At 65.6% G+C, this 23,535-nt stretch carries 23 protein-coding genes, 1 tRNA gene and 3 pseudogenes; 13 read left to right on the top strand and 14 right to left on the bottom strand.

Annotation, left to right across the window (positions count from 1 at the left end; translation table 11 throughout):
* Positions 1-7 precede the first annotated feature (7 nt).
* Both ACZK2V_RS09715 and ACZK2V_RS09710 read right to left on the bottom strand, forming a co-directional pair.
* The gene (locus tag ACZK2V_RS09715; protein ID WP_486323205.1) at positions 8-958 is read right to left on the bottom strand and encodes a DMT family transporter; all 951 of its coding nucleotides are present in this window, start codon (positions 956-958) and stop codon (positions 8-10) included.
* Between the two features lie 160 nt (positions 959-1,118).
* A pseudogene (locus ACZK2V_RS09710) lies at positions 1,119-1,815 on the bottom strand (helix-turn-helix domain-containing protein).
* A gap of 81 nt (positions 1,816-1,896) precedes the next feature.
* On the opposite strand from ACZK2V_RS09710, the gene ACZK2V_RS09705 reads away from it, so the two are divergent.
* Positions 1,897-2,676 (top strand): DUF6491 family protein, encoded by a 780-nt coding sequence (locus ACZK2V_RS09705; RefSeq protein ID WP_486323204.1) that lies wholly within the window; start codon positions 1,897-1,899, stop codon positions 2,674-2,676.
* Here ACZK2V_RS09705 and ACZK2V_RS09700 read toward each other — a convergent pair.
* The 3 genes and pseudogenes from ACZK2V_RS09700 to ACZK2V_RS09690 form a co-directional block, all read right to left on the bottom strand.
* Positions 2,673-3,724 (bottom strand): annotated as a pseudogene (locus ACZK2V_RS09700) (linear amide C-N hydrolase). The gene ACZK2V_RS09705 and the pseudogene ACZK2V_RS09700 overlap by 4 nt on opposite strands.
* 67 nt (positions 3,725-3,791) lie before the next feature.
* Positions 3,792-4,205, bottom strand: coding sequence for a DUF6691 family protein (locus tag ACZK2V_RS09695; protein ID WP_248860424.1), 414 nt, complete (start codon positions 4,203-4,205; stop codon positions 3,792-3,794).
* Entirely contained in the window at positions 4,202-4,639 is a 438-nt protein-coding gene (locus ACZK2V_RS09690; protein ID WP_071228892.1) for a YeeE/YedE family protein, read from the bottom strand. The genes ACZK2V_RS09695 and ACZK2V_RS09690 overlap by 4 nt, the downstream gene beginning before the upstream one ends.
* An 86-nt stretch (positions 4,640-4,725) precedes the next feature.
* On the opposite strand from ACZK2V_RS09690, the gene ACZK2V_RS09685 reads away from it, so the two are divergent.
* Positions 4,726-5,046 (top strand): ArsR/SmtB family transcription factor, encoded by a 321-nt coding sequence (locus ACZK2V_RS09685; protein WP_486323203.1) that lies wholly within the window; start codon positions 4,726-4,728, stop codon positions 5,044-5,046.
* Positions 5,047-5,049: 3 nt separating this feature from the next.
* On the opposite strand, the gene ACZK2V_RS09680 is transcribed toward ACZK2V_RS09685, so the two are convergent.
* The 5 genes and pseudogenes from ACZK2V_RS09680 to ACZK2V_RS09660 form a co-directional block, all read right to left on the bottom strand.
* Positions 5,050-5,478: a BLUF domain-containing protein gene (locus ACZK2V_RS09680; RefSeq protein WP_486323202.1), complete on the bottom strand. Its 429-nt coding sequence runs from the start codon at positions 5,476-5,478 to the stop codon at positions 5,050-5,052.
* Between the two features lie 83 nt (positions 5,479-5,561).
* Positions 5,562-6,695 carry a hybrid sensor histidine kinase/response regulator gene (locus ACZK2V_RS09675; protein WP_032127426.1) on the bottom strand — a complete coding sequence of 378 codons (1,134 nt, stop codon included), beginning with the start codon at positions 6,693-6,695 and terminating at the stop codon, positions 5,562-5,564.
* Positions 6,692-7,267 carry a chemotaxis protein CheB gene (locus tag ACZK2V_RS09670; RefSeq protein ID WP_032127501.1) on the bottom strand — a complete coding sequence of 192 codons (576 nt, stop codon included), beginning with the start codon at positions 7,265-7,267 and terminating at the stop codon, positions 6,692-6,694. The genes ACZK2V_RS09675 and ACZK2V_RS09670 overlap by 4 nt, the downstream gene beginning before the upstream one ends.
* Entirely contained in the window at positions 7,267-8,091 is an 825-nt protein-coding gene (locus ACZK2V_RS09665) for a CheR family methyltransferase (protein ID WP_032127427.1), read from the bottom strand. Before ACZK2V_RS09665 ends, ACZK2V_RS09670 begins: the two co-directional genes overlap by 1 nt.
* Positions 8,088-11,197, bottom strand: a pseudogene (locus ACZK2V_RS09660) (response regulator). Before ACZK2V_RS09660 ends, ACZK2V_RS09665 begins: the two are co-directional and overlap by 4 nt.
* A 151-nt stretch (positions 11,198-11,348) precedes the next feature.
* On the opposite strand from ACZK2V_RS09660, the gene ACZK2V_RS09655 reads away from it, so the two are divergent.
* Both ACZK2V_RS09655 and ACZK2V_RS09650 read left to right on the top strand, forming a co-directional pair.
* A complete protein-coding gene (locus ACZK2V_RS09655) occupies positions 11,349-12,512 on the top strand; it encodes a two-component system sensor histidine kinase NtrB (RefSeq protein ID WP_423162771.1) in 1,164 nt (387 codons plus the stop codon).
* Positions 12,502-12,861, top strand: a complete 360-nt coding sequence (locus tag ACZK2V_RS09650) for a response regulator (RefSeq protein ID WP_010482617.1) — start codon at positions 12,502-12,504, stop codon at positions 12,859-12,861. Before ACZK2V_RS09655 ends, ACZK2V_RS09650 begins: the two co-directional genes overlap by 11 nt.
* Before the next feature lie 31 nt (positions 12,862-12,892).
* Here ACZK2V_RS09650 and ACZK2V_RS09645 read toward each other — a convergent pair whose 3' ends face one another.
* Complete coding sequence (locus ACZK2V_RS09645) at positions 12,893-13,459, bottom strand: TetR/AcrR family transcriptional regulator (RefSeq protein ID WP_071228897.1); 567 nt, start codon at positions 13,457-13,459, stop codon at positions 12,893-12,895.
* A 171-nt stretch (positions 13,460-13,630) separates the two neighbouring features.
* On the opposite strand from ACZK2V_RS09645, the gene ACZK2V_RS09640 reads away from it, so the two are divergent.
* Positions 13,631-14,461 carry a universal stress protein gene (locus tag ACZK2V_RS09640; protein WP_032127431.1) on the top strand — a complete coding sequence of 277 codons (831 nt, stop codon included), beginning with the start codon at positions 13,631-13,633 and terminating at the stop codon, positions 14,459-14,461.
* Here the strand turns inward: ACZK2V_RS09640 and ACZK2V_RS09635 are convergent.
* Entirely contained in the window at positions 14,409-15,302 is an 894-nt protein-coding gene (locus ACZK2V_RS09635; RefSeq protein WP_049421337.1) for a helix-turn-helix domain-containing protein, read from the bottom strand. The genes ACZK2V_RS09640 and ACZK2V_RS09635 overlap by 53 nt on opposite strands.
* Positions 15,303-15,448: 146 nt before the next feature.
* Here ACZK2V_RS09635 and ACZK2V_RS09630 point away from each other — a divergent pair, with 146 nt between their 5' ends.
* The gene (locus ACZK2V_RS09630) at positions 15,449-16,006 is read left to right on the top strand and encodes a GNAT family N-acetyltransferase (RefSeq protein ID WP_132809997.1); all 558 of its coding nucleotides are present in this window, start codon (positions 15,449-15,451) and stop codon (positions 16,004-16,006) included.
* A 7-nt stretch (positions 16,007-16,013) separates the two neighbouring features.
* Here ACZK2V_RS09630 and ACZK2V_RS09625 read toward each other — a convergent pair whose 3' ends face one another.
* On the bottom strand, positions 16,014-16,478 hold the full coding sequence (locus tag ACZK2V_RS09625) for a GNAT family N-acetyltransferase (RefSeq protein ID WP_486323201.1): 465 nt from the start codon (positions 16,476-16,478) through the stop codon (positions 16,014-16,016).
* Positions 16,479-16,595: 117 nt separating this feature from the next.
* On the opposite strand from ACZK2V_RS09625, the gene ACZK2V_RS09620 reads away from it, so the two are divergent.
* Positions 16,596-17,486 (top strand): dihydrodipicolinate synthase family protein, encoded by an 891-nt coding sequence (locus ACZK2V_RS09620; protein WP_486323200.1) that lies wholly within the window; start codon positions 16,596-16,598, stop codon positions 17,484-17,486.
* A 36-nt stretch (positions 17,487-17,522) separates the two neighbouring features.
* On the opposite strand, the gene ACZK2V_RS09615 is transcribed toward ACZK2V_RS09620, so the two are convergent.
* Positions 17,523-17,599: transfer RNA gene (locus tag ACZK2V_RS09615), tRNA-Arg, on the bottom strand.
* Between the two features lie 109 nt (positions 17,600-17,708).
* Here ACZK2V_RS09615 and ACZK2V_RS09610 point away from each other — a divergent pair.
* From ACZK2V_RS09610 to ACZK2V_RS09585, 6 genes are all read left to right on the top strand, one after another.
* Entirely contained in the window at positions 17,709-18,299 is a 591-nt protein-coding gene (locus ACZK2V_RS09610) for a phosphatase PAP2 family protein (protein WP_486323199.1), read from the top strand.
* A 109-nt stretch (positions 18,300-18,408) separates the two neighbouring features.
* Positions 18,409-18,711 (top strand): hypothetical protein, encoded by a 303-nt coding sequence (locus tag ACZK2V_RS09605; protein WP_423174732.1) that lies wholly within the window; start codon positions 18,409-18,411, stop codon positions 18,709-18,711.
* An 88-nt stretch (positions 18,712-18,799) separates the two neighbouring features.
* Complete coding sequence (locus ACZK2V_RS09600; protein WP_486323198.1) at positions 18,800-19,906, top strand: polysaccharide biosynthesis/export family protein; 1,107 nt, start codon at positions 18,800-18,802, stop codon at positions 19,904-19,906.
* 13 nt (positions 19,907-19,919) lie between these two features.
* The gene (locus ACZK2V_RS09595; protein WP_486323197.1) at positions 19,920-20,612 is read left to right on the top strand and encodes a YjbF family lipoprotein; all 693 of its coding nucleotides are present in this window, start codon (positions 19,920-19,922) and stop codon (positions 20,610-20,612) included.
* A 104-nt stretch (positions 20,613-20,716) separates the two neighbouring features.
* Entirely contained in the window at positions 20,717-21,382 is a 666-nt protein-coding gene (locus tag ACZK2V_RS09590; RefSeq protein ID WP_486323196.1) for a capsule biosynthesis GfcC family protein, read from the top strand.
* A complete protein-coding gene (locus ACZK2V_RS09585) occupies positions 21,382-23,499 on the top strand; it encodes a YjbH domain-containing protein (RefSeq protein ID WP_486323195.1) in 2,118 nt (705 codons plus the stop codon). The genes ACZK2V_RS09590 and ACZK2V_RS09585 overlap by 1 nt, the downstream gene beginning before the upstream one ends.
* Positions 23,500-23,535: the final 36 nt, after the last annotated feature.

Below are 23,535 nucleotides of genomic sequence, written 5' to 3'. Positions count from 1 at the left end.
GCCGCATTCAGCCGGCATGTTCGGCGATCGCGCGGGGCGTGCGATGCGCATGCGCGCACAGCATCACGCCGGCCACCAGGAACACGATCGCCAGCGCTTCGAGCAGGGAGGGCCAGCGCTGCTGCCAGGCGAATGCGTAGAGCAACGCGAACAGGGTCTCGAACACGATCATCTGGCCGGTCAGGGTCAGCGGCAGCAGGCGGCTGGCACGGTTCCAGAACGCATTGCCAAGGATCGAGGCGACCACCGCCACACCTGCGCTGATCGCCCAGAAACCACTCCACTGCGCCGCCGTGTGCCCGCCGGTGTGGCCGATGAAGGCCATCGGCACCAGCAGTAGAGCCAGGCCGCCGGTGGTGACGCCAGTCAGCAGCGACCAGTCGTGGCTGGACAGATCCGGTCGGCGCGCCAGCCAGCGGCTGTTGCCGATCGAGTACAACGCCCACGAGAACAGCGCGCCGAACGCGCACAGCAGGCCGATCAGGCGCTGCCGCCACGGTGTCGCGAGGTGCTCAGACATCACTGCTTCCCAGCCAACCAGTGCCACGCCCAGCACGCACAGGCCCAGTGCCGGCAGCAGCTGCTTCAGCGGCACCGCGCCCTGCTCGCGCACACCGACCAGGGTCACTACCACCGGAATCAGGCCGACGATCAAGGACGCCGCCGCACCGCCGGCCCACTGCACCGCCGTCGCCAGCAGCAGGAAGTACACCAGGTTCCCGGCCAGGCTCAGCCACAACAGGCCGATCCACTCGGCGCGGCCCAGCCGTGGTGCCAGCCGCTTCCAGCGCGGCAGCAGCAGGGCTACAGCGATCAGACCGTAGACCAGATAGCGGCCGGCCGACAGTTGCAGGGCATTGAACGACTGCAGCACGGCGGGCGCGAGGAAGACCACGCCCCACAGCGCGCCGGCGGCAACGCCATTGGCGATGCCCAGGGCCATCGGGTTGTTGCGCATTCGGGTTCTTCGGGGGGAGAGAACAGGCCGCGCAGTGTAAGCGCTGGCCGCTGGGCGCTCTTGACCGAGGCTACTGCCCTCCCGCCTTTGTAGCGTCGAGCCATGCTCGACTGCCGTTCGCGAGGTGGCCGGTGCAGAAGCCGTCGAGCATGGCTCGACGCTACAGTCCGGCGTTCCTGCGCCACGCGGCGGGGGTCTGCCCACACTCACGGCGCAGCGCGCGGGTCAGTGCGCTCTGCTCGGAATAGCCTGCGGCCAGCGCGATATCACTGATCGGCGCCGTGCTGGTGCGCAGCTGGTGCTTGGCCCAGCGCAACCGGCATGTACTGAACCATGCCTGCGGGCTGAGCCCGAACTCACGCTGGAACAGCGCGTGCAACCGGCTCTCGCTGACCCCGACAGACGCGGCCATGCGCGCCACCGGCCACGCCTGGCCCGGATCGGCCTGCACTGCCGCACACAGTCCCTGCATGCGCGCCACTGCCGGCCGGTGCAAATACCTGCAGCAGCTGCGGCAGCAGGGCCGGCATCGGCTGCCCGTCCTGCACGCCCGCCAGGCGTTGTCGCAGCGCATGCGGCAGGTGCAGCCAGCGCTGCCGGCACAGATGCTCCTGCGTGCCGTCATCAAGCACGCCGGGAGGACAATCGACGATCACGAAACCGTTCGGACCATCGGCCATCTGGTCATGCGCTTCGCCGGCCGCAACGAAAACCCCCTGCAGCAGGTCGAGGCGACCACCGCGGCCTTCCATCTCGAAGTGCAGTTCGCCCTGCAGCGGCAGCACCCACTGCGCGTAGTCATGGCGGTCCAGGCCGGTGGCCTGGCCGTAGTGCCGCAGATGGAAGATGGCGCCCATCCGCGCAGTGTGCGCGTGTAGCAACGGCCGTGCAAACCGCTGCTATAGTCGAGCCGTCATCCAACGCAGGGAGTGCAGGACATGGCCCATCGGCAGGTGTCACTGGTGCTCGCCAGCAGCCTCGGCCTGGCGCTTGCAGCTTCGGTCTCCGCACAGGAGCGTACGCCCCCGGCCCCGCACTGCATGGACGCGGTCGGCGTGCAGGAAGTGGAGCAGGCATCACCGCGCTCGATCGCACTGCGCGCCGCCTCCGGACAGGCCTATCGCATCGACTTCAGCGAGGATTGCCCCGGCGTCCGCGGTGCTACCTCGCTGAAGCTGGAAGCACCTGCCGGCTGGGCCTGTGGTCGCCCCAGCGAACGCGTCGTGGTCGACGGCCGCCGCTGCGCCGTCAGTGCGGTCACCCCGCTGCAGGATCGCGACTACGCCAGCGTCGCCCGCGACAGCGACCGCCTGCGCACGGCCACCCTGCCCGCCGTGACCATCCGCGAGCGCAAGGAAATCCGCCGCAGCTTCGGCGGCTCACCGTCGTACTGCTTTGCCACCCGCAACGTCCGCGCGTGGTCGTCCGACCCGCAGGGCATGCTGGTGGAGACCAATCCTCGCCGCAATGGCGGCCACCGCTACTACCGGGTCGAACTCGGCAGCCACTGCCGCCAGCTCGACCGAGCGCCGCAGCTGAGCTTCCACTCGGGCCTGCAGAACGGCCTGATCTGTGGCAATCCCGGCGATCGGATCATGACTGCCGAGTTCGAGACAGACGATCTGCGCGGTGAAAGCATCGCCCCGCTGCCGCAGTACACCCGCGGCAGCTGCGCGATCCAGGCGGTCTACCCGGCCTCCAACCAGGCATCGAACTAACCGTCGACGCCCAGGAAGGTGAACGGTGCGCTGGGCACGAACTGGCCCAGTGCATCGCCGGCAAAGGTATTGCGCTGGTCCTTGCCAAGATCGAGCTTGAGCACCTGGCCGCCGAAATCGACCTTGTTCAGATCGACCCAGAAGGTGTTCGGGGTCAACGCCGACTCGAAGAAGTACAGCCGCCGCTTGTGATCAGCCACCGTGCGCCAGCGCGTGGATGAGATGTTCGGCTCACCCGGCGTGGTGATGCCATACGGCACCGACGCATTGCGGATCACGCTGAACACACTGGCCAGCGCCTCCACCGGGTCTTCGGCCTTGGGAATGGCGTTGATGTAGAACGAGGCGCCGCGAAACGATCGGCGGAGCGGTTGGTGCCCGGCAGCATCACCGTGCCACCGATCTGCTGCCAGTAACTGTTGAGGGCCAGCTGCTGCTCGAAGATCGGCGAGTTGGTCATCACCTGATAGCGGCGGTCATGGTGAATCACCTGGCGACCGCCGATGTACTCGACGATGGCGCTGTCGCCGGTGGCATCGGACAGCGACAGGTGCAGCGTCGCCTGGCGGTCTTCGCCCGGCACCTTGTCGGTGACGATCGAGTACGGCTCACGCTTGAGCGCCGCGACCGCCTCGTCCACGGTGGCGAAATTGTCCAGCACATACTGCGCCCACAGCGAGATCGCCAGTCCCGGCTTGTTGCCACGCTGCTGCGGATACTCCGATTCCACCAGCCACAGCAGGTTGGCCACCAGCCCCTTCTCGTTCATGCCATCGGTGGTCGACACGTCGTAGCCGGTGGCCACCACGCTGCCGTAGCGCGCAGTCCAGGCCAGCGATTTCGGACCGGCCAGGCCGGTGCGTGCGATGCCACGCGGCAACACGTAGAGGTTGGTCGCCACATCGACCTTCCAGTCCATCGAGCGCGCGGTGATCACATCGCCGTTGTCGCCCCGATACACCGCACGCGTGCAGGCCAGTGCCGGCGTGATCGCAGATGCCAGCGCCATGGCCAGCATTGCCTTTCCCTTCCACTTCATCCGTGCCATGTCGTTACGCTCCTTTCCCCGTGGTCCGTCGATCTGACCCGATCCATGGTGACACAGGGGTGAAGCCTCAGCGCACGAAGCGATCGTGCAGCCAGAAGCCCACCACCATGGCAGGCACGAACCACAGCGCTTCACGCGATGCGACAGCCAGCCCGGCGATGGCCGGTCCGGGGCAGTAACCAGCCCATCCCCAGCCGATACCGAACAGTGCAGCACCCAGCAGCAGGCGAGCATCGACATCACGCGCACTGGGTAGCTGGAAGCGCAGCGCGAACCACGGCTGCGCGCGTCGCAGTACCCAGCGCTGCCCGACGGCACTGACCAGCAGTGCCGAGCCCAGCACCCACATCAACGTCGGATCAAAATCACCGGCCACATCGAGGAAGCCGAGCACGCGACGCGCGTCGGTCATCCCCGAGAGCGCCAGTCCCGCGCCAAACAGCGCACCCGCCACCGCGGCGGCCATGACCGCGCGACTCATGCCAGGCCTCCGCCGTGACGGACCAGGAAGGTGGTCAGCATCGCGCAGGCCATGAACACCAGCACTGCCAGCAGCGAGCGCTTCGAGCCGCGGGCCATGCCACAGACGCCATGACCACTGGTACAACCACTGCCCAGGCGCGTGCCGAAGCCCACCAGCAGGCCGGCGCCGATCAACTGCCAGGCGGGCAAGGCATTGCGTAGCAGCACGCGTGGCGAGGCTTCGGGCAGCGACTGCCACCATAGCGCCATCCCCGCTGCTGCGAGCAGCCCCAGCAGGAATGCCCAGCGCCAGCCGCGCTCACCTTTCGCTGCACGCAGGCTGCCCGCAGCGATCCCGCTGATACCCGCCACGCGCCCGACAGTGGCGAGCAGCAACACCGCGGCGGCGCCGATCAGCGCACCGCCAGCCACCGCAGTCCATGGCAGGTTCATGCCCTGCCCTCTTTTGCGCCGCTCATGGGATTGCCCTTTGATTTAGATTTATCTAAATTAGACACTTCTAAACAAAAAGGTCAACCATGGCCCGCACCCCGCTCGACAGCGCCGCCATGGCCGAACACGCCGCCGAGGCTGCAACGCTGCTTAAGAGCCTGGCCCATCCTGCGCGGCTGCGCGTGCTGTGCCGCCTGGTCGAAGGTGAGGCACCGGTGCCGGAACTGCAGGCACTGACCGGACTCAGCGCATCAGCGCTGTCACAGCATCTGGCGGTGCTGCGCCAACTGGCTATCGTCGCGACGCGTCGCGAAGCGCAGGCCATCCACTACCGCGTGCTGGAAGGACCTGCACTGGGCGTGCTGCGGGCGCTGCATGCCGCCTACTGCGGCAGTGCCTCGCGCTGAATCTCAACCGGCATTCAGCGCCGGCTGCACCACCTGGTCGAGCAGGTCCACCGGCGTGGGGGCCGATCGGTCGCCCTGCAGGGAACGGGTGAACCCCGACCAGTCGCTGGAAGACAGCTGGCGCAGCAGCGTTGCATCCACCGGCAACGCGCGCATCGACCAGTACGGAAACTGACGCTGGCCCAGGCGGCCGCGCGCCAGCTCGATGATGTCGACATGGCTGCCGGCCTGCAGGATGCGCTCGTACACCGAATCGATACCGTCCGGCGGCCCCTCGATGTACTGCAGGAATCGCCCGCCGTCATGCAGCAGCACACCGGTCACGCCCGCCATCTTGTTGAAGCGGGCGGCATCGTCGACCAGCGCCTGCAACCGTTCAGCGGAAAGATCCGGCAACGCCTGGCTGACGTAGGCGATGGCACGCAGTGGCATGGTGCTTCCTTGACAAGATGTACACCCACGGTAGCAGTTGCGGACGAGTCCGTCTCAGTGCCCGTGGATGTTTCCTGAAGAATTCAGTTTGCCGCTGCAGGCAGCCCTTCTGCGCGTCTCGGCAGCAGGGCTTCGAACACCACCTGCCCGGCCTCGTTGCGCGCTGCGATGCGCCCTCCGTGCGCGCGCACGAACTGATCGACGATATACAGGCCCAGCCCCAGGCCCTTGCTCTGGTGGAAGCTGGCCTTGAACGGTTCGAACAGCCGCGGCAGCAGCGCGTCGTCGATCCGGCCGGCATTGCTGACCCGCAGCAGCACGCTGCGCGGATCGCGCCCGTCCACCTCCACCCTCGCCTCGCTGCCGTGGGTGAGCGCGTTGCCGACCAGATTGGCGGCAACCTGGCCGAGACGGTCCAGATCGCCCTGCAGCCGCGTATCGCCGTGCATGTCCAGATGGATCCGGTCCGCGCCATGCGCGCTGCCCGCTTCGGCCACCACCGCGCGGGTCACGTCGGCCAGATCGCAGGCACTGGCCTGCAGGCGCAGGCCGCCGCTGCGGATCCGTGAGAAGTCCAGCAGCTGTTCGACCATGCGTGCCATGCGCAGGGTGCTGGCCTCCAGGTACTGCAGGGTCTGCTGCGCGCCCGCATTGTCCTGCGGGATCTCCATCGCCAGCTTGTCACTGCACAGCAGGATCGCCGACAGCGGCGTGCGCAGGTCGTGGGTCAGCACCGCCGCCATTGTTTCGTTGAGCTTGAGCGCGCGTTCCAGCGCCTCGTTGCGCGCCTTCAGCAGCTGCCGCTGCTGGTACAGCTCGATGAAGACGTTGACCTTGCTCAGGATCACCTGCGGCGCTACCGGCTTGTGCAGGAAATCGACCGCACCGCTCTCGTAGCCCTTGAACACGCGCAGGGGATCATCCGGGGAGGCGGTCAGGAAGATGATCGGCACGTCGCGGCTGCGATGCGAACCGCGCATCAGTTCGGCCAGGGTGAAGCCATCGATCTCCGGCATGTGCACGTCCAGCAGGGCCAGTGCCACCTCGTGCTCGAGCAGCAGCTCCAGCGCCTGCGCGCCGGAGCCGGCCAGCAGCAGATTCACGCCCTCGCGCTGCAGCAGCGCCTGCATGGCCACCAGGTTCTGCGGTACGTCATCGACGATCAGCAGGTTGACCGGGGACTGCGACTGCGCAGGGTCCGGTGGCAGCAGGTTCATGCAAACAACTCCTTCAGGCGACGACACATCAGTTCAAGGGGCAGCACGGCATCGGCGCCGGCGTACTGCAGGGCGGAGGCCGGCATCATCGACGCTTCGGCTTCCTCGGGACATTGCAGCCAGGCACGGCCACCGGCACGGCGCACGGCGGCAACGCCCTCGCTTCCATCACTGCTGGCACCGGTCAGCAGCAGGGCCAATACCCGCCTGCCGAACACCGCAGCAGCGGAGTCGAACAGCGGATCGATGGCCGGACGGGAGAACAGCACCGGCGCATCCACCGACAACGCCACTGCCCCCTCGTCCTCCACCAGCAGGTGGTAATCCGGCGGCGCGAACGTCACCGTGCCCAGCTGCAACGGCTGCTTGTCTTCGGCTTCGCGCACCGGCAGCGCGCAGTACGGCGCCAGCACCTCGGCGATGCGGCTGGTGCGGTCACGCGGCAGGTGCAGCACGGCCAGTACCGGCACCTGCAGCGTCGCCGGCAGCGCACCGAGTACCGCCTGCAGGGCCGCCACGCCACCGGCAGACGCGCCGATCACCAGCACGGCAGGACGCGCCGGCAGCGCCATCAGGCCACCTTCCGGTACAGGCGGTGCTCGCGCGAACAGACCTCGAAGGCGTCATGGTGGCATCCGAACTGCAGCGATTCCTTGCTGCCAAGACCGAGGAAGCCCCGGTGCACCAGCGCCTCACGGAACAGACCGACAGCGCGGTCCTGCAGGTCGCGGTTGAAATAGATCAGCACGTTGCGGCACGACACCAGGTGCACTTCGGAGAACACGGTATCGGTGGCGAGGCTGTGGTCGGCGAACACCACGTTGCGACGCAACTGGCGGTCGAACACCGCGCCGTCGTAGGCCGTGGCGTAGTAGTCGGACAGCGACGCCGTGCCACCGGCAGCCAGGTAGTTGCGGCTGAACTGGGCCATCCGGTCGATGCCATACGCGCCCGCCTCGGCGGTGGCCAGCGCGGCCGGATTGATGTCGGTGGCATAGACGATGCTGCGATCAAGCAGGCCTTCCTCATGCAGGAGGATCGCCAGCGACCACACTTCCTCACCGGTGCTGCAACCGGCCACCCACAGCTTCACCGAGGGATAGGTGCGCAGTACCGGCACCACCTGCTCGCGCAGTTCACGGAAGTACGCGGGATCACGGAACATCTCCGAGACCTGCACGGTGAAGAACTGCATGGCCTGGGCGAACAGCTCCGGCTCGTGCAGCAGCCGGTACTGCAGGTCGACCAGCCGTTCGCACTCATAGCGCTGCATCGCCTGGCGCATGCGCCGGCGCAGCGACGACACCGCATAGCTGCGGAAATCGTAGTGGTAACGCTGGTACAGCGCCTCCAGCAGGACCTTCAGTTCCAGGTCGAACAACGCCTGTTCGTTCATTGCCGCGAGCACCAGACCCGGCACAGCGAGACCAGCTTGTCGACGTCGATGGGCTTGGCGATGTAGTCGTTGGCACCGGCCTGCAGGCAACGCTCGCGGTCATCGGGCATGGCCTTGGCGGTCAGCGCGATGATCGGCAGGTCCTGCAGGTGACGTTGCGCGCGGATCTCGCGCATCGCGGCCAGGCCGTCCTTCTCCGGCATCATGATGTCCATCAGCACCAGGTCGACCTCGCGCTCAGCCAGGCGATCCACCGCTTCCTGGCCGTTGCGCGCGATCTCCAGCGTCACGCCCAGCGGCTCAAGCACGCTGGACAGCGCGAAGATGTTGCGCACGTCATCCTCGGCCAGCAAAACAGTACGGCCATCGAGCACGGTGTCGCGACGGCGGGCCTCGCGCAGCAGGCGCTGCTGGTCGGTGGGCAGGCTGGCTTCCACGCTGTGCAGGAACAGGGTGACCTCATCCAGCAGGCGTTCGGGCGAACGCGCGCCCTTGATGATGATGCTCTTCGAATAGCGGCGCAGGCGCTGCTCTTCCTCGCGGCCGAGCGCGCGACCGGTATAGACGATCACCGGCGGGAAGCCGACATCATCATTGCCGGCCATGTGCTCGAGCAGGTCGTAGCCGCTGCCGTCGGGCAGCGACAGGTCCATCACCATGCAGTCGAAGGTAACCGTGCTGAGCTGCTCCAGCGCGCCGGCCAGCGTTCCCACTGCAACGATCTGCAGCTGATCACGGCCCAGCAACAGTTCCAGGTTGTGGCGCAGCTCGCTGTCGTCCTCGACGATCAGCAGGCGCCGCACGTCGCGCTGGCTGGTCTGTTCCAGCTGTTCGATGGCCGTCACCAGCCGCTCGCGCGTGGTCGGCTTGATCGCGAAACCAATCGCACCCAGCTCGCGCGCCACCTGGCTGCGGTCCATCGCCGAAACCACGTGCACCGGGATATGCCGGGTATCGGGGTTGCGCTTCAGGCGCTCCAGCACGCTCAGGCCGGACACGTCCGGCAGGCCGATATCGAGCAGGATGCCGTTGGGGCGCAGTTCGCTGGCCAGGGTCAGTGCCTCTTCGGCAGTCCCGGCCACCACGCAGTCGAAGTCCAGTTCATGGGCCAGGGCCACCAGCGCTTCGGCGAAGGTGGCGTCGTCCTCGACGGCCAGGATCAAGCGGCCGGCGCGTTGGCGACGGCCGCGGTCATCGGCCACGCTGGCGGTGACGGGCGCCACGGATGCAACGGTCGGTGCGACAGCGGTGCGCGCAGCGATCGGCGGCGCAGGCTGCGGCGCAGGCGCTATTGAGGCGGCGGCAGGCACTTCGCCCGGTTCCGAAACCGGCGCGCCCTGCAACGGCAGTTCCAGGATGAAGCAGCTGCCGCGACCCGGTTCACTGTCGACCTGGATGCTGCCACCCATGCGCTCGGCCAGATCGCGCGAGATCGACAGGCCCAGGCCGGTGCCACCGTAGCGGCGGCGGGTGCTGCCATCGGCCTGGCGGAAGGCTTCGAAGATGACCTGCAGCTGCTCGCGGGCAATGCCGATACCGCTGTCGCAGACCTCGAAACGGATGCGTCCTTGACCGCCCGCACGCACGTGCAGGCTGACCTTGCCATGCTCGGTGAACTTCACCGCATTGGCCAGCAGGTTCTTCAGGATCTGCTGCAGGCGCTGGCTGTCGACCACCAGCTGGCTCGGCGCCAGCGCATCGGCCTCGATCTGCAGGGCCAGGCCCTTCTGCCGCACCATCGGCTCGAAGGTCTCGCGCAGGCGCTGCAGCACGCTGTCGGTCACCACCACTTCATCGGCCAGCTCGACGTGGCCGGCCTCGATGCGCGACAGGTCCAGGATGTCGTTGATCAGCGCCAGCAGATCGTTGTTGGACGACAGGATCGCACGCGCATACTTCACCTGTTCCTCGGTGAGCGTGCCGTCCTTGTTGTCGGCCAGCAGCTTGGCCAGGATCAGCGAGCTGTTCAGCGGCGTGCGCAGCTCGTGCGACATGTTGGCCAGGAACTCGGACTTGTAGCGCGATGTCGCGGCCAGTTCGTTGCTGTTGCGCACCAGCTGGCTCTGCGCGACCAGCAGTGCCTGCTTCTGCGCCTCCAGCTCGTGGGTGCGCTCTTCCAGCTGGACGTTGCTCTGCTCCAGCTCGGCCTGCTGTTCTTCCAGATGGCTCTGCGACTGCAGCAGGCTGCGGCTCTGTTCTTCCAGTTCCTCATTGGCCACGCGCAGCTCTTCCTGCTGGGCCTGCAGCTCCTCGCCCTGGCGCTGCGATTCCTCCAGCAGCACCACCAATTGCGCCGCAACAGCGAGGCACGCAGCGCCATGCCGATGGTCTCGGCACAGCGCTCCAGCAGCTCGATATCGAGTCGATCCTGTTCGCCGGCGCGGGTGCGTCCCAGTTCAATGATGCCCACCACCGCACCATCGCTGCTGATCGGCGCCAGGATGCGCTCGCGCACCGGCAACCGCCCCAGGCTGGTCTGCAGCTCAAGCACCGCATCATCCCCCCCATGCAGGTGGCGGATGCGTTCGTCGCGTGCCACCTGCCCGGCCACGCCCTCCTGCAATGCCAGCGACGCCGGCATACCGGACGGCAACGCCAGGCCGCCGGTCAGCTGCAGTCGCCCGCCTTCCAGGCGGTAGACGGCGGCGACGTCGGCCTGCAGCTTGGCCCCCAGGCTGGTTGCCGCCGCCTCGGCGATCTGCTCCGGACCCAGGTCACCGCGCAGGCTCATCGCCACCGCGTTCTCGGCCTCCTGCAGCCACAGCGCGCGCATCGCTTCGCGCCGCGCCTGGATGGCGCGGGAGACGATCAGCGCGATCATCAGGAACGCACACCCGCCAATGCTGCGGTTGACGAACGAGAACGCCGAGTTGGAGCTGGCCGGGGCAACGTTGTAGCCGATGATCAACAGGATGCAGGCGACGACGGCCACGATGAACGGCGCGCGTGCACTGCGCTGGAACAGCGTGACGCCGACAGCGAGGAAGTACGCCAGCCAGACGGCGTAGCCCAGCGGAACCACCAGTTCCAACGCAATGGTCGCTGCCAGCAGTACGGCGGAGGTCATCCAGATCCAGCGGTCACGCGTAGTCGCACCAGGACGCATGCAGGTCGGTTCCAGAGCACAAAGGGTGGGTGATGGTACTCCGTGTCGTATTCAGCCGCACAGGACCATTGGCACGTGCCGCGCCTGCACGCACTCTTCACACTGCACTGCCTAGCTTCACGTCCCTCCCAGGGGTAATGCTCATTTCCACGTGGACGCAGCTGCTTCTACGACGTCCGTGCTGACGGACCCTTCCCGCCAACTGCGACTGCTGATCGACAGCGTGCGCGACCATGCGCTGTACCTGCTTGATCCTGATGGCATCGTCTGCAGCTGGAACCCGGGCGCGGAGCGCATCAAGGGCTATTCAGCCGGTGAAGTGGTCGGCACGCACTTTGGCCGTTTCTATCTGGCTGCCGATCGCGAAGCCGGGGAACCGCAGCGCCTGCTCCGCCTCGCAGCGCAGCACGGTCACGTCGCCAGTGAAGGCTGGCGGGTGCGCCGCGATGGCTCGTCTTTCCGTGCCAGCGTGGTCATCGAGCCGGTCGTCGAAGCAGGCGAGCTGCTCGGCTTCGTCAAGATCACCCGCGACATCACCGAGCAGTGGCAGGCACAGCGGCTGCTGCGTGATGCCCAGCGTGCGCTGCGCAATACCCAACAGTTCGAGACCGTCGGCCGCCTCAGCCGCGGGCTGTCGCACGAGTTCAACAATCTGTTGACCACCATCGGCAACGCCCTGGACCTGCTGTCCCTGCGCGTGAACGGTGACGATGCACGCGCCGCCGAGCTGCTTGATGCGGCGCAGACCGCGACCGATCGTGGTGCGCTGCTGACCCGCCAGCTGCTGGCCTTCAGCACCGGCCAGACCCTGATCCGCGAACCACTGGATATCAATGCGCTGATACGGCAGTGGCTGCCGGACCTGCAACGCGCCTGCCCGCCCACGGTGGTGCTGGATGCCCAGCTGGCGCCCGGCCTGCCTGCGATCAACACCGATGCGCTGCAGCTGCAGACGGCGCTGGCCAATCTGGTCGCCAATGCCGCGGATGCTACCCTTGAAGGCGGCCGCATCCTGATCGGCACTGCGCTGGAACATCGCCTCGATCCGGATGCGGACTCCACGCTGCAACGTGGCTATGTCACCCTCAGCGTCTGCGATGAGGGCCACGGGATGGCGGCCGACATCGCCGAACGGGCGACCGAGCCGTTCTTCACCACCAAGGACATCGGCAAAGGCAGCGGCCTGGGCCTGAGCCAGGTGTTCGGATTCACTACCCAGAGCGGCGGCTTCGTCGACGTGTCCACCACGCCCGGTGTCGGCACCACGGTCAGCCTGCTGCTCCCCGCAATGGAGGACCCTGCCGATGACCGATGACCCGATCCGCGTATTGATGGTGGAAGACCAGACCGATCTGCGTGAAATGATCGGCCTGGCCCTGCGCGACCTCGGCATCGACGTGGCCACGACCGCCGATGCGCATGAGGCCGCCGCCCTGCTGAAGGGCGAAGCGCGTTTCGACGTGGTGTTCAGTGACGTCAGCATGCCCAACGGCATGTCCGGCATCGAACTGAGCGAGCATGTGGCGCGCGAACAGCCGCAGGCGCGGATGATCCTGTCGTCCGGTTATGCGCGCTCGCAGCTGCCGCCCCTGCCGGAACAGGTGGAATTCCTGCCCAAGCCGTACCGCCTGCGCCAGCTGGTGCAGTTGTTGAAGCAGGCGTAATCCACGGTGCCCCGGCAGCAGGGCCCTGCGGTCAACCCGTCATCGCCCCCCGCTGGAACGAAGCCAGCAGCGTAGAGGCTGCCGCTGCCGGCGCCAGCCGACCGCGCGCCAGTGACCAGGTGATGCCGTAGAAGCAGGTCCAGTAGAAGTCCGCGAGCCACACTGCGGTGAAACCAACATTGAACTCTCCGGCCGCCTGACCACGCAGGAAGAAGGCCTCGAAGCGCTCACCGATCGGCGCCCAGCGCTCCGGCAGCAGATGCAGGTCACCCTGGCGCTGCTGCTCTTCCATCATCCGCGCGAACAGCAGCGTTACCAGCTCCCAGTCCGCCAGCAGCGTGGCGGTGACCTGCTCCAGCACGTGGCGCGCATCACCGCCCTCATCGAACCAGACCGCCGCCGCTTCCACGCGCTCGAAGCCGGCCGCGAACAGTGCCTCGTCGATCGCCTCCCGGGTGGGCGCAAACCGGTACAGAGTCGCGCGGCTGATACCGGCCCCGCGCGCGAGTTCGCTGAGAGTGCAGCGTGGATGGCTGACCAGGGTGGCCGCCAGCGCGTGGGGCAGGTCGCGGCGGGTGCGTGCTGCAGCAGGTCGCATGAAAGCGCTGATGTGTGGGTTCGCCCTCACGCTAGCATGAATCACCAATTAATAAACTGAATCAAAGATGATTCATTCGGATCACCGATGCGCTAAAACAGGGATGCGTCCGGTGCACCCGGGTCGGTGCACGGCAGGGAACGCGTCACAGGCATCGAAGGAGACAACGCCATGCTGCATCCACTACGCGATATCGCTGTGCTGTTCGACGCCAGCGACACCGGGGACCGCGTTCTCAACATCGCCGCCCATCTGGCGCAGGCACAGCAGGCCCATCTGGTCGCGGTCTCCACCGCCCAGCATCCCACCGACATCGCCAACGGTTTCGCACGCGGTGCCGGCATTGCCGCCGCACTCGACCACGAGGCGCGCGCGGATGCCGCCTGCACCGCGCAGCTGATGCAGAACCTGCGTGCCGTGTCCGAGCCGCTGCAGATCAGCACCGAACTGCGCATCGTCTCGGACTATCTGGGCGGCGCCGACCTGGCCCTGCAGTCGCTGTACTGCGACCTGATCATCGCCGGCTATCCACGTACTCCCGGCGCCCCTTCTGGCTGGCACCCGCTGGGAACGCTGCGCCAGACCGGCGTGCCGATGCTGCTGGTACCACCGCATTGGCATGGCGACCAGGTCGGCCATCGCATCGTGGTGGCCTGGAATGCCAGCAAGCAGGCACGCCGTGCGGTAGCCGATGCGCTGCCGTTGCTCGCACGTGCAAAAGCGGTGCACCTGCTGATGGTCGACACGCCCAAGGCCGAGGCCACACCTGGCGCCGAGATGGCCCAGCACCTGGCGCGGCACGGCGTCGAAGTAGAGATCCAGGCGATCAGTTCAAGCCAGGGCGGCGTTGCCGCGACCATCCGCCAGCACGTGCTCGATGCCGACGCCGACCTGCTGGTGCTGGGCCCCTACAGCCGCAGCCGGGTGGTCGAGCGTGTGCTCGGCGGGGTCACCGAGGATCTGCTGGCCGAAGTACCGGCGCCCTTGTTCGTGTCGCACTAGTACCGCCCTGCCCTGCCCGGCGATAGCCGGTCAGCGACTGCCCGGTGTGCCGCCGGAAGTAGCGGCACAGGTAGGACGCATCCTCGAAGCACAGTCGCTCGGCGATGCGACCGATCGGCAATTCGCTGTAGGTCAGCAGCGCCTTGATTTCCAGCACCACCTGGCGATCAATCAACGCCTTAGGCGTTTCGTCGAAGCACTCGCGGGTCAGCTGCGAAAGATAGAACGGGGTGATGCACAGCGCGTCGGCATAGGACTGCACGTCGCGCTGGCGCGTGCTCCGCTCACCGACCAGTTCCCAGAAGTTCCAGGCCAAGCGCTCGCGTCGGCTGACCTGCGCCACGGCCACACTGCGCGCCGGCAACAGCGTTGCGAATTTGAGGAAGAACGTCTGCAGCAGGTTGCGCAGCATCACGTGACGATAGCGGCCGCCATTGTGCTGCGCATCCATCAACTGCTGCAGCCAGCCCTGCAGCAGCGGCACGTCCAGCGGCGACGGAACGCAGTGGGGCTGATCGTGCAGGAACTTGAACAGTGCATTGGGAAGCACATAGGCCACCTCCGATGCCAGCGCCTTGGGCATCAGGCAGACCACCGCCAGAAAGCCGCGTGAGCGCTGCCGCAGCAGCGCCAGCGTGTCCTCTGCCAGCACCAGCACATCGTGCCGCTGCACCGCTACCTCGCGGAAGTTCAGTGCAAAGCGCGCACGCCCCGATACGCATACCAGTACCGCCAGATAAGCGTGGCCGAACGACAACGGGACGCCCTGCCCTTCGGCCAGCGTACTGACCTCCAGGCGCATGGATTCGTCCTGGTCCAGGAGCTGGGGTACGCGATCCATCGGCCGATCCGGCTGTATTCCGGGCCCCAGCATACCCGGGCTCGACCACCCGTTGTGAAAAGTACCGAAATCATCAAGGTCCCGCTCTGGGCTGATCGCGCCTGGCGACCTAGCCTGTGCACTCTCTTTGTTCCCGTGGAATTGACATGCAGCTGCACACCGAACGCTTGATCCTTCGCCCCTGGCGCGACACCGACGCTGCCGATCTGTACGAGTACGCCCGCGACCCGCGCGTGGGCCCCATCGCCGGCTGGCCGGTACACACCAGCGTTGAGGAAAGTACCGAAATCATCCGCACCGTCTTCAACCGGCCAGAGGTCTACGCACTGCAGAGCCGCGAGGACGGCCATGCGATCGGCTGTGTCGGCATCCTGATCGGCACCGACAGCAACTTCGAGATCAGCGATCGAGAGGGTGAGATCGCCTACTGGATCGGCGTTCCGTACTGGGGCCGCGGACTGGTGCCCGAAGCGGTGCGCGAAGTGATGCGGCACGCCTTCATGCAGCTGGAACTGGACGCACTGTGGTGCGGCTACTTCGCTGACAACCTGCAATCGCTCAGCGCACAGAGCAAATGCGGTTTCCAGCATCACCATACCGAAGTGAACAAGTTCAACAGCTTCCTCGGCGACTACCGCACAGAGCACATCAGCCGCATCACCCGCGAGCAATGGTTTGCCCTGCAGGCCACCTTGCCAGCATGAGCGAAGTTCAGGCCGACGTGCGCTGCATGAACAGAAGTTCCGGCGTCGAGGACGCGTCAACCTGCTGGAAGCCGAGGTCGCGATACAGGGCCACGGCAGCTGCGTTGTCACGATAGACGCGCAACGTGAGGCGCTGCACACCGGCTTCGCGCATGGCCTGTGCACTCAAGGCCTGCATGAGCACCCGGCCAAGGCCGCGCCCGCGTGCCAGCGGGGAAACAATGATGCGGCCCAGGTGCGCGGTACCGGCTTCGGTCATCCAGTACTGGCCAAAGCCCAGGCACTGGCCCTGCTCGTCAAGCAGCGCCCAGCCCGGCCGCAGCCCGAGTTCGAGCACCTGCGCGAACCGTTCCTGCGGCAAGGGAAACGGCACGCCGGGGCCCGCCCAGCGCTGGGTGGCCTCGGCGGAATCAAGCCAATCGGCAATGGTGGCGTAGTGGGAAGGCTGGACGGCGCAAAGGCTTGGTTTCATGACCCGCATGGTGCGTCATTCGTGGCGGTTAGACACGCTGCATGGCGACACTTGAGTTTTGTCATAGGACAATAAAAAATTCCAGGTGTCCAGCCCATTCCCCCTTCGGGAGATCCCATGTTCAAAGGCCTCAGCGCGTTTCCACTGACCCCGCTCTCTGAAGCCGGCATCGACTTTCGTGCGTTTGCCGGACTGGTCGAGCGCCTGGCCGATTCCGATGTTGATTCGATGGGCGTGCTTGGCTCCACTGGCAGCTACGCCTATCTGGAGAAGCACGAGCGCAAGCGCGTGCTGCGCGAAGCACTCGCGCACGCCGGGGGTGTTCCGGTGATCGCCGGCATCGGTGCATTGCGTACCCGCGATGTGCTGGAACTGGCCCTGGACGCCGAGGATGCAGGTGCTGCAGGCCTGCTGCTCGCCCCCGTGTCTTACCAGCCCCTGAAGGACCATGAGGTGCAAGCACTGTTTGAGACCATTTGTACGGCGGTGCGTACACCGATCTGCGTCTACGACAATCCAGGCACCACGCACTTCCGCTTCTCCGATGCCTTGCATGGCCGGATCGCCGCGCTGCCCAACATCGCTTCGATCAAGATTCCGCGCCTCGCTGATGATCCGGCCGAGGCGGCCGCCCGCGTTGCTGCACTCCGTGCATGCGTTCCCGCACATGTGACGCTGGGCGTCAGTGGTGACGCCTCGGCGGTGCGAGGGCTGCTGGCGGGGTGTGACGGCTGGTATTCGGTGACCGCCGGACTGTTCCCCGAGGTTGCGCTGCAGATCATGCGGGCCGTGGGTAGTGACGATGAAGAGGGTGCTATTGCCCTGTCTGCCCGGCTGGCGCCGCTGTGGTCCCTGTACGACCGGTTCGGCGGGATTCGCGTCATGGCCTGCGCGGCGGCACTGCTGGGACTGTGCTGCGAGGACTGCCTGCCGTTGCCGTTGCAGGGGCTGCGGGACGGTGAGCGCGAGGAGGTGGAGGCGGTGCTGGGTGGGCTGGGATTGTTGTAGAGCCCCGGAGTACGGCTGCCATGCGCCTGCGGAAGATGGTGACCCCGGCCCGATTCGAACGGGCGACCTTCCCCTTAGGAGGGGGACGCTCTATCCAGCTGAGCTACGGGGCCATTGGCAGCGGGAAAGGATACCTCGTCTGGCTGAATGGACCAAGCGCGGGGCGTTCTGCAGGGCACTCGGAGTAGATATGCTGGCCCGCCGCAACCCGTTGTGAACTGGATGTCCGACGTCTGGCGAACCCTCTCCGCCCTCGGCGACAGCCGCTGGCTGCTGCCGATGGCCCTGGTGCTACTGATCACCCTGCCCCGTGCAGACGCACGCCTGAAATGGCGATGGCTGCTGGCCATCGCCGTCACCGCCGGCGTTACGCTTGCCTCAAAGGTGGCCTTCATGGGCTGGGGGATTGGCATCAAGAGCGTGCACTTCACCGGTTTCTCCGGGCATGCCGCGATGTCCAGTGTCGTCTATCCGGTCGTTGGTGTACTGCTTGCCGGCCCCGGCAAGCGCGCACGGGCGATCGGCCTGGTAATCGGCGCGCTGTTGGCCACCGCCATTGCCTGGTCACGAATCCCGCTGCATGCCCATAGCCTTTCGGAAGTCATTGCCGGACTGGCTCTTGGGCTGAGCTGCAGCACTTGGGCACTGCACGCCGCATCACCCGTCGGTCGTGCCCCTGCGATGGCTATTGTCGCTGCCGTGCTCGCGGGAATGGTCCTGCCCCTCGCCTTGCCGGACGTCCACACGCACCAACTCGTCATTGCACTAGCAAAGCTCATCTCCGGCAGGGCTGAGATCTTCCAACACTTCTGAGAATCGCCAGGGCGACCCCACATTTCCTTCACGTTCCTTGACAGGGCAAATGAATAGCAGCCAACATAGCGGTGGAAAAATTTCCCTCACGGAGTAGGAGACCCCGTAGATGAAGAAGATGATTGCCGCTCTGGCCCTGCTGGGCCTGTCCTCGCCGGTGTTCGCTCAGGAAGCTCCTGTCGCCGCCGAAACCAGCGCTGAAGTTGCTGGCGCTGAAGCTGCTGGCGCTGCCGCCACCGGCACCCTGACCACCGTCGCTACCGTGGGCCTGGGTATCGCCGCTGCCGGCGTGCTGTACAGCGTTGCTGCGGACAGCAGCAAGGATGACGCGGGCAACAACAATGGTGGCGGCACCACCAACCCGCCGACCGGCACCACGGGCACCACCGGCACGACCGGCACCACCCGCTGATCGACACGCCGACGTTGCCCCCCGCCCTCGCCGGGCGTCAGTTCGGCGAGGGTTTTTTCATGCCCGATCGGGCCAGGAACAGATTTCGATGGACTGCAAGCGATTCGTAGCCACAATGACGGTGGCACTCACCCTGACCGGCTGCATGTGGGCGCCAGGCCAGCATCTTCGCTCGAGCACCTTCGCTCGCGATGATCAGCCCATCGGCAACGACCAGATCGAACTGATTCCGATCACGCCCAAGCTGATCGCCATGGAGCGTGCCACCCGCGATGTCGCGGCGCTGCCCGCTGCCCTGACCCAGTATCAGCCGGGCCCCTACCGCATCGGTGCCGGCGACATCCTCTACATCACCGTATGGGATCATCCCGAACTGACGGTACCCGCTGGCCCCCAACAGCAATTGAATGCTGCCGGCCGCCCCGTCCAATCGGATGGAACACTGTTCTATCCCTACATCGGCAAGATCACCGCGTCGGGCAAGACACCTGCAGAGCTGCGTGAAGAGCTGACATCCAAGCTCGCCCGCTACATCGAGGCGCCACAGGTGGATGTGTCACTGCTGACGTACGCAAGCCAACGCGTGTGGGTTACTGGCGCCTCGCGCCAGCCCGCCACCGTTGCGCTCACGGTCGTGCCCTTGACGTTGGGCGATGCCATCAGCCAAGCGGGCCTGGACCCGACGCAAGCGGACCTCTCCGGCGTACGCCTCACCCGCAACGGCACTACCTATACCATCGACCTGGATCGACTGGGCCGCAACGGCGGCGGCGACACCAATGTGTTCCTGGCTGCCGGCGATCATATCTACGTGCCTTACCTGGATCACAAGGAAGTGTTCGTGGTGGGTGAAGTCAATCAACCCGGTGCACTGAACTTCAAGACCGGCGAGATTTCCCTGAGCCAGGCACTTGGCCGAGCGCGCGGCCTGTTGCAGACCACCTCCAACGGCAACGCTGTCTACGTGATCCGCGGCTCGAATGACCTGCAGAGCACTCCGTCGCAGGTGTTCCACCTGGAAGCGAAGTCACCCGCTGCATTTGCCGTGGCCAGCCAGTTCGACCTGCAGCCTGGTGATGTCGTGTTTGTCGGTGCCGCCGGCGTGACCCGCTGGAGCCGGTTCGTGAACCAGCTGCTACCCTTCACCGCCATCATCAGCAACGCTGCCAGCGCGCGCAACGATCTGGACAAGTAACGTGGTCTCTACCGTGAGCAGGATCGCTCAGGCTGCCACCCGACGTGCAAACCGCCAGCGCCCCGTGGCGCTGGCCTTGCTTGTACTCATCACCGCAACCAGTTGCGGCGTTGTGGGCAAGACCAGCGTCAAGTCGGTCCAGATGGCGCTGCAGGGCAAGCCCAACGTGGAACCCACGGCCACCGAGGTGGGCGCCAATCGATTCCCGCAGATCAAGGTCACCGGTCCAGCGGGTGGCGCCGTTCTGGTGCTTGGCAACATCGACTCCGGGCGCCAGGCTTGGTACAGCTCCGAGCGAAGCATCGTCTTCCTCAGGGATGGCATCGTCGTCGGAACCCATGGCAGCAGCCCGGAACTTGAGGACATGACGCTCGAAGGGGATTCCCCCTTCCACGCGCTGCATCGGATAGCGGATGGCACGACCGTGCAGCGCCATTACGACGTCATGCCTTATTACCGGTATGGAATGAGCGTCACCGGCACCCTGACCACCCTGGGCAAGAAGAAGGTCCATATCCTGGAGAGCGAGCGCGAGCTGTTGCACGTGCGGGAGCGACTTCAGGGCGACGGCTGGAAGCGCGACAACCACTACTGGGTCGATCCTGCCAACGGGTTCATCTGGAAGAGCATCCAGGCCATCGCACCCGACACCAGCCTTGAAGTTGTCCAGCTCAAGCCCTACTCGCAGGACCTGCAGAACCGATGACACTGCGACCGATCATCCTTGGGCTGGCACTGGCGCTGGCCTCACATGCGCATGCCTCATCGCCGATCAACGTCGAAGCGGCCGGTCATGTTCGCAATCCCGGCATGCACACGCTTCCCGCCGAGGCCCGCCTCAGCGCAGCCGCACTTGCTGCAGCGCCGGAAGAAGAAGCCTATATGCTGGGCGCCGCCCTTCTTCGGCAACGTGCACTGACGCCACAGACCCGCCTCAAAGCGGGCCTGCTCTTCGATCTTGAAACACTCGCCTCCCAGCAGGATGCTCCGGAGCTTGCCGACGCGGCCGCACAGCTGGCGCGCGAGCTCGGTGACCTGCCAGTGACCGGGCGCGAACCGCAGCTCCTTGATCCGCGCCGCCTGGAAGCCAGTGCAGCGGAAAATCGACCCGCGCTGGCCGGCGACCGCGTCGTCTATCCCGGCCGACCCGAAACCGTGCAGGTTGTTGGCGCGGTCGTACAGCCGTGCAAGCTACAGCATCAAGCCACACTTGACGCACGAAGCTACCGCAACGCGTGTGCCTTGCTGCCAGTGGCGAGCCCTGATGATCTCTACGTCATCCAACCCGACGGCAAGGTGCAGCAGCTCGGCGTGGCGCTGTGGAACCGGAGCGCTCCAGTGCGCTTGGCACCAGGCGCCGTGATCTACGTACCATTGAGCGCTGCGAAGATCCGCACTATTGCTCCCGATGTCAACGAGGATGCCGTGCGCTTCCTTGCCACCCAGGTGCTGGATGCACCCGGAGTTTCATACTGATGCGCCATCGCTCCATCCCACTGGCACGCGCCAGTGTTGCCCTTCTCAGCCTGAGCGTCAGCGCTGTATTGCACGCACAAACAGCCCCCGCCCCCACCGCCAGCGATTGGGGCGGCGTTGGTCTGCTGCAGACCCCCACCGCACGCATGGCCGACGACGGCGAGGTGAGCTTCACCGCAAGCCATACCTCGCCCTACAGCCGCTACAACGTGGTGATGCAGCCCCTGCCATGGGTTGAAGGCGCATTCCGCTATGTATCGGTAGCGAACCGACGCTATGGCCCGGAATGGCTGAGCGGCAAGCAGAACTACAAGGACAAGTCGATCGACCTCAAGGTCAGGCTGTGGCAGGAAAGCCGATGGGCCCCCGAGGTGTCCGCAGGCTTCCGCGATATCGGTGGTACCGGCCTGTTCTCCAGCGAGTACCTGGTTGCAAGCAAGCGGTTCGGACCGATCGATGCAAGCCTTGGTCTTGCCACCGGCTACATCGGTAATCGAGGCGATTTCTCGAACCCGCTTCGGGTAATCAGCGACCGCTTTGAAGAGCGCCCACGCGCGCAGGGCACCGGCAACTTCAACAGCAAGGGCATGTTCCGCGGTCCCGTCGGCATCTTCGGTGGCATCGCCTACCAGACACCCTGGGAACCCCTGCAGCTGAAGCTTGAGTACGACGGCAACGACTACAAGCGCGAACCACAGAACAACAATCAGGCTCAAAAGAGCCCGATCAACCTTGGCGCAAGCTATGCCGTGAATCCCAACGTGCAACTGCATCTTGGCTGGGAACGGGGCGACACAGCCATGTTCGGCATTACCCTGCGCGGCAATGTGGCGCGGGCGAAGTCCACGCCCAAGCTGCTGGATCCGCCTCCGATTGCGCGAGCATCCGCGGCACCCTCGGCGCAGTCAATGGATGACATCGACTGGCCCGCCTTGAGCCGGACCCTGGAAGAGAACGCCGGCCTCCGTGTCACGGGCATCAGCCGACGTGGATCGGAAGTCATCGTCAGCGGTGAACAGCGTCGGTTCTACTACCCCGCGCAGGGTGTTGGCCGTGCGGCGCGCATCCTGGATTCCGAACTGCCATCCGATACCACCTGGTTCACAATCCAGAACACTCGCCTCGGCATCCCTGTCGTGGAGAGCAGCATTGAGCGCAGCGCCTTCAACCGCTACCTCGACAATCGCATCCCACTAAGCGAGCTGGCGGGCCACATCGAACAGGCAGCGCCTGCGCAGCAGCGCCGCGAGAGCCTGTACACAGCGCCGCTTCAGCGATTTGACGGCGCGTTCAATATTGGATACCAGCAGCAGCTGGGTGGACCGGATGGCTTCTTCCTGTTCCAGGTCGCAGGCACCTACTCGGCCAACTTCCACTTCACGCGGAACACTTGGCTCAGCGGAACGCTCAGCTACAACGCGTACAACAACTACGACCGCTTCCGCTACGACGCGCCAAGCACCCTGCCCCGGGTCCGCACGAACATCCGTAGGTACCTGACTACGGAAGACCTGACCCTGACCAACCTCCAGTTCACCAGCAATCATCAGCTGGGCAAGGACCTGTATGGCTCGGCATACGCCGGCCTGTTCGAGGCCATGTACGGCGGTGTGGGCGGAGAGATCCTCTACCGCCCCCTCAACGAGCGCTGGGCCTTAGGTGCCGAGCTGAACTGGGTGAAGCAGCGCGATTTCGACCAGCGCTTCAGCTTCCGCGACTACAGCACCACCACCGGCCACGCCAGCTTCTATTATCAGTGGGGCGATGAGCACAAGATCACCAGCATGATCAGCGCCGGCCGCTACCTGGCGAAGGACTGGGGCGCCACGATCTCGGTTGCGCGCGCCTTCGACAATGGCGTCAACATGGGCGCATACGCCACCAAGACCGATGTTTCGTCCAAGGACTTTGGCGAAGGCAGTTTCGATAAAGGCATCTTCATTTCGATTCCCTTCGACTTCCTGCTGCCTCGCTCGACGGCGCGCGCAACGTTTGCATGGAATCCGCTATATCGAGATGGTGGCGCGCGATTGAGTCGAAGCTATTCGCTCTACCAGTTGACGTCGGAGAGGGACCCGGACTTCTTCTTCGACAATCTCGAAAACATCGCAAAGTAAGCCCATGGAAATCGAGCCATCTCGATTCCACCCAAT

It is taken from the genome of Stenotrophomonas sp. 93052_Sma, from assembly GCF_056481145.1.
The sequence above is the reverse complement of the archived record's forward strand: the minus strand, read 5'-3'. Positions and strand labels throughout refer to the sequence as shown.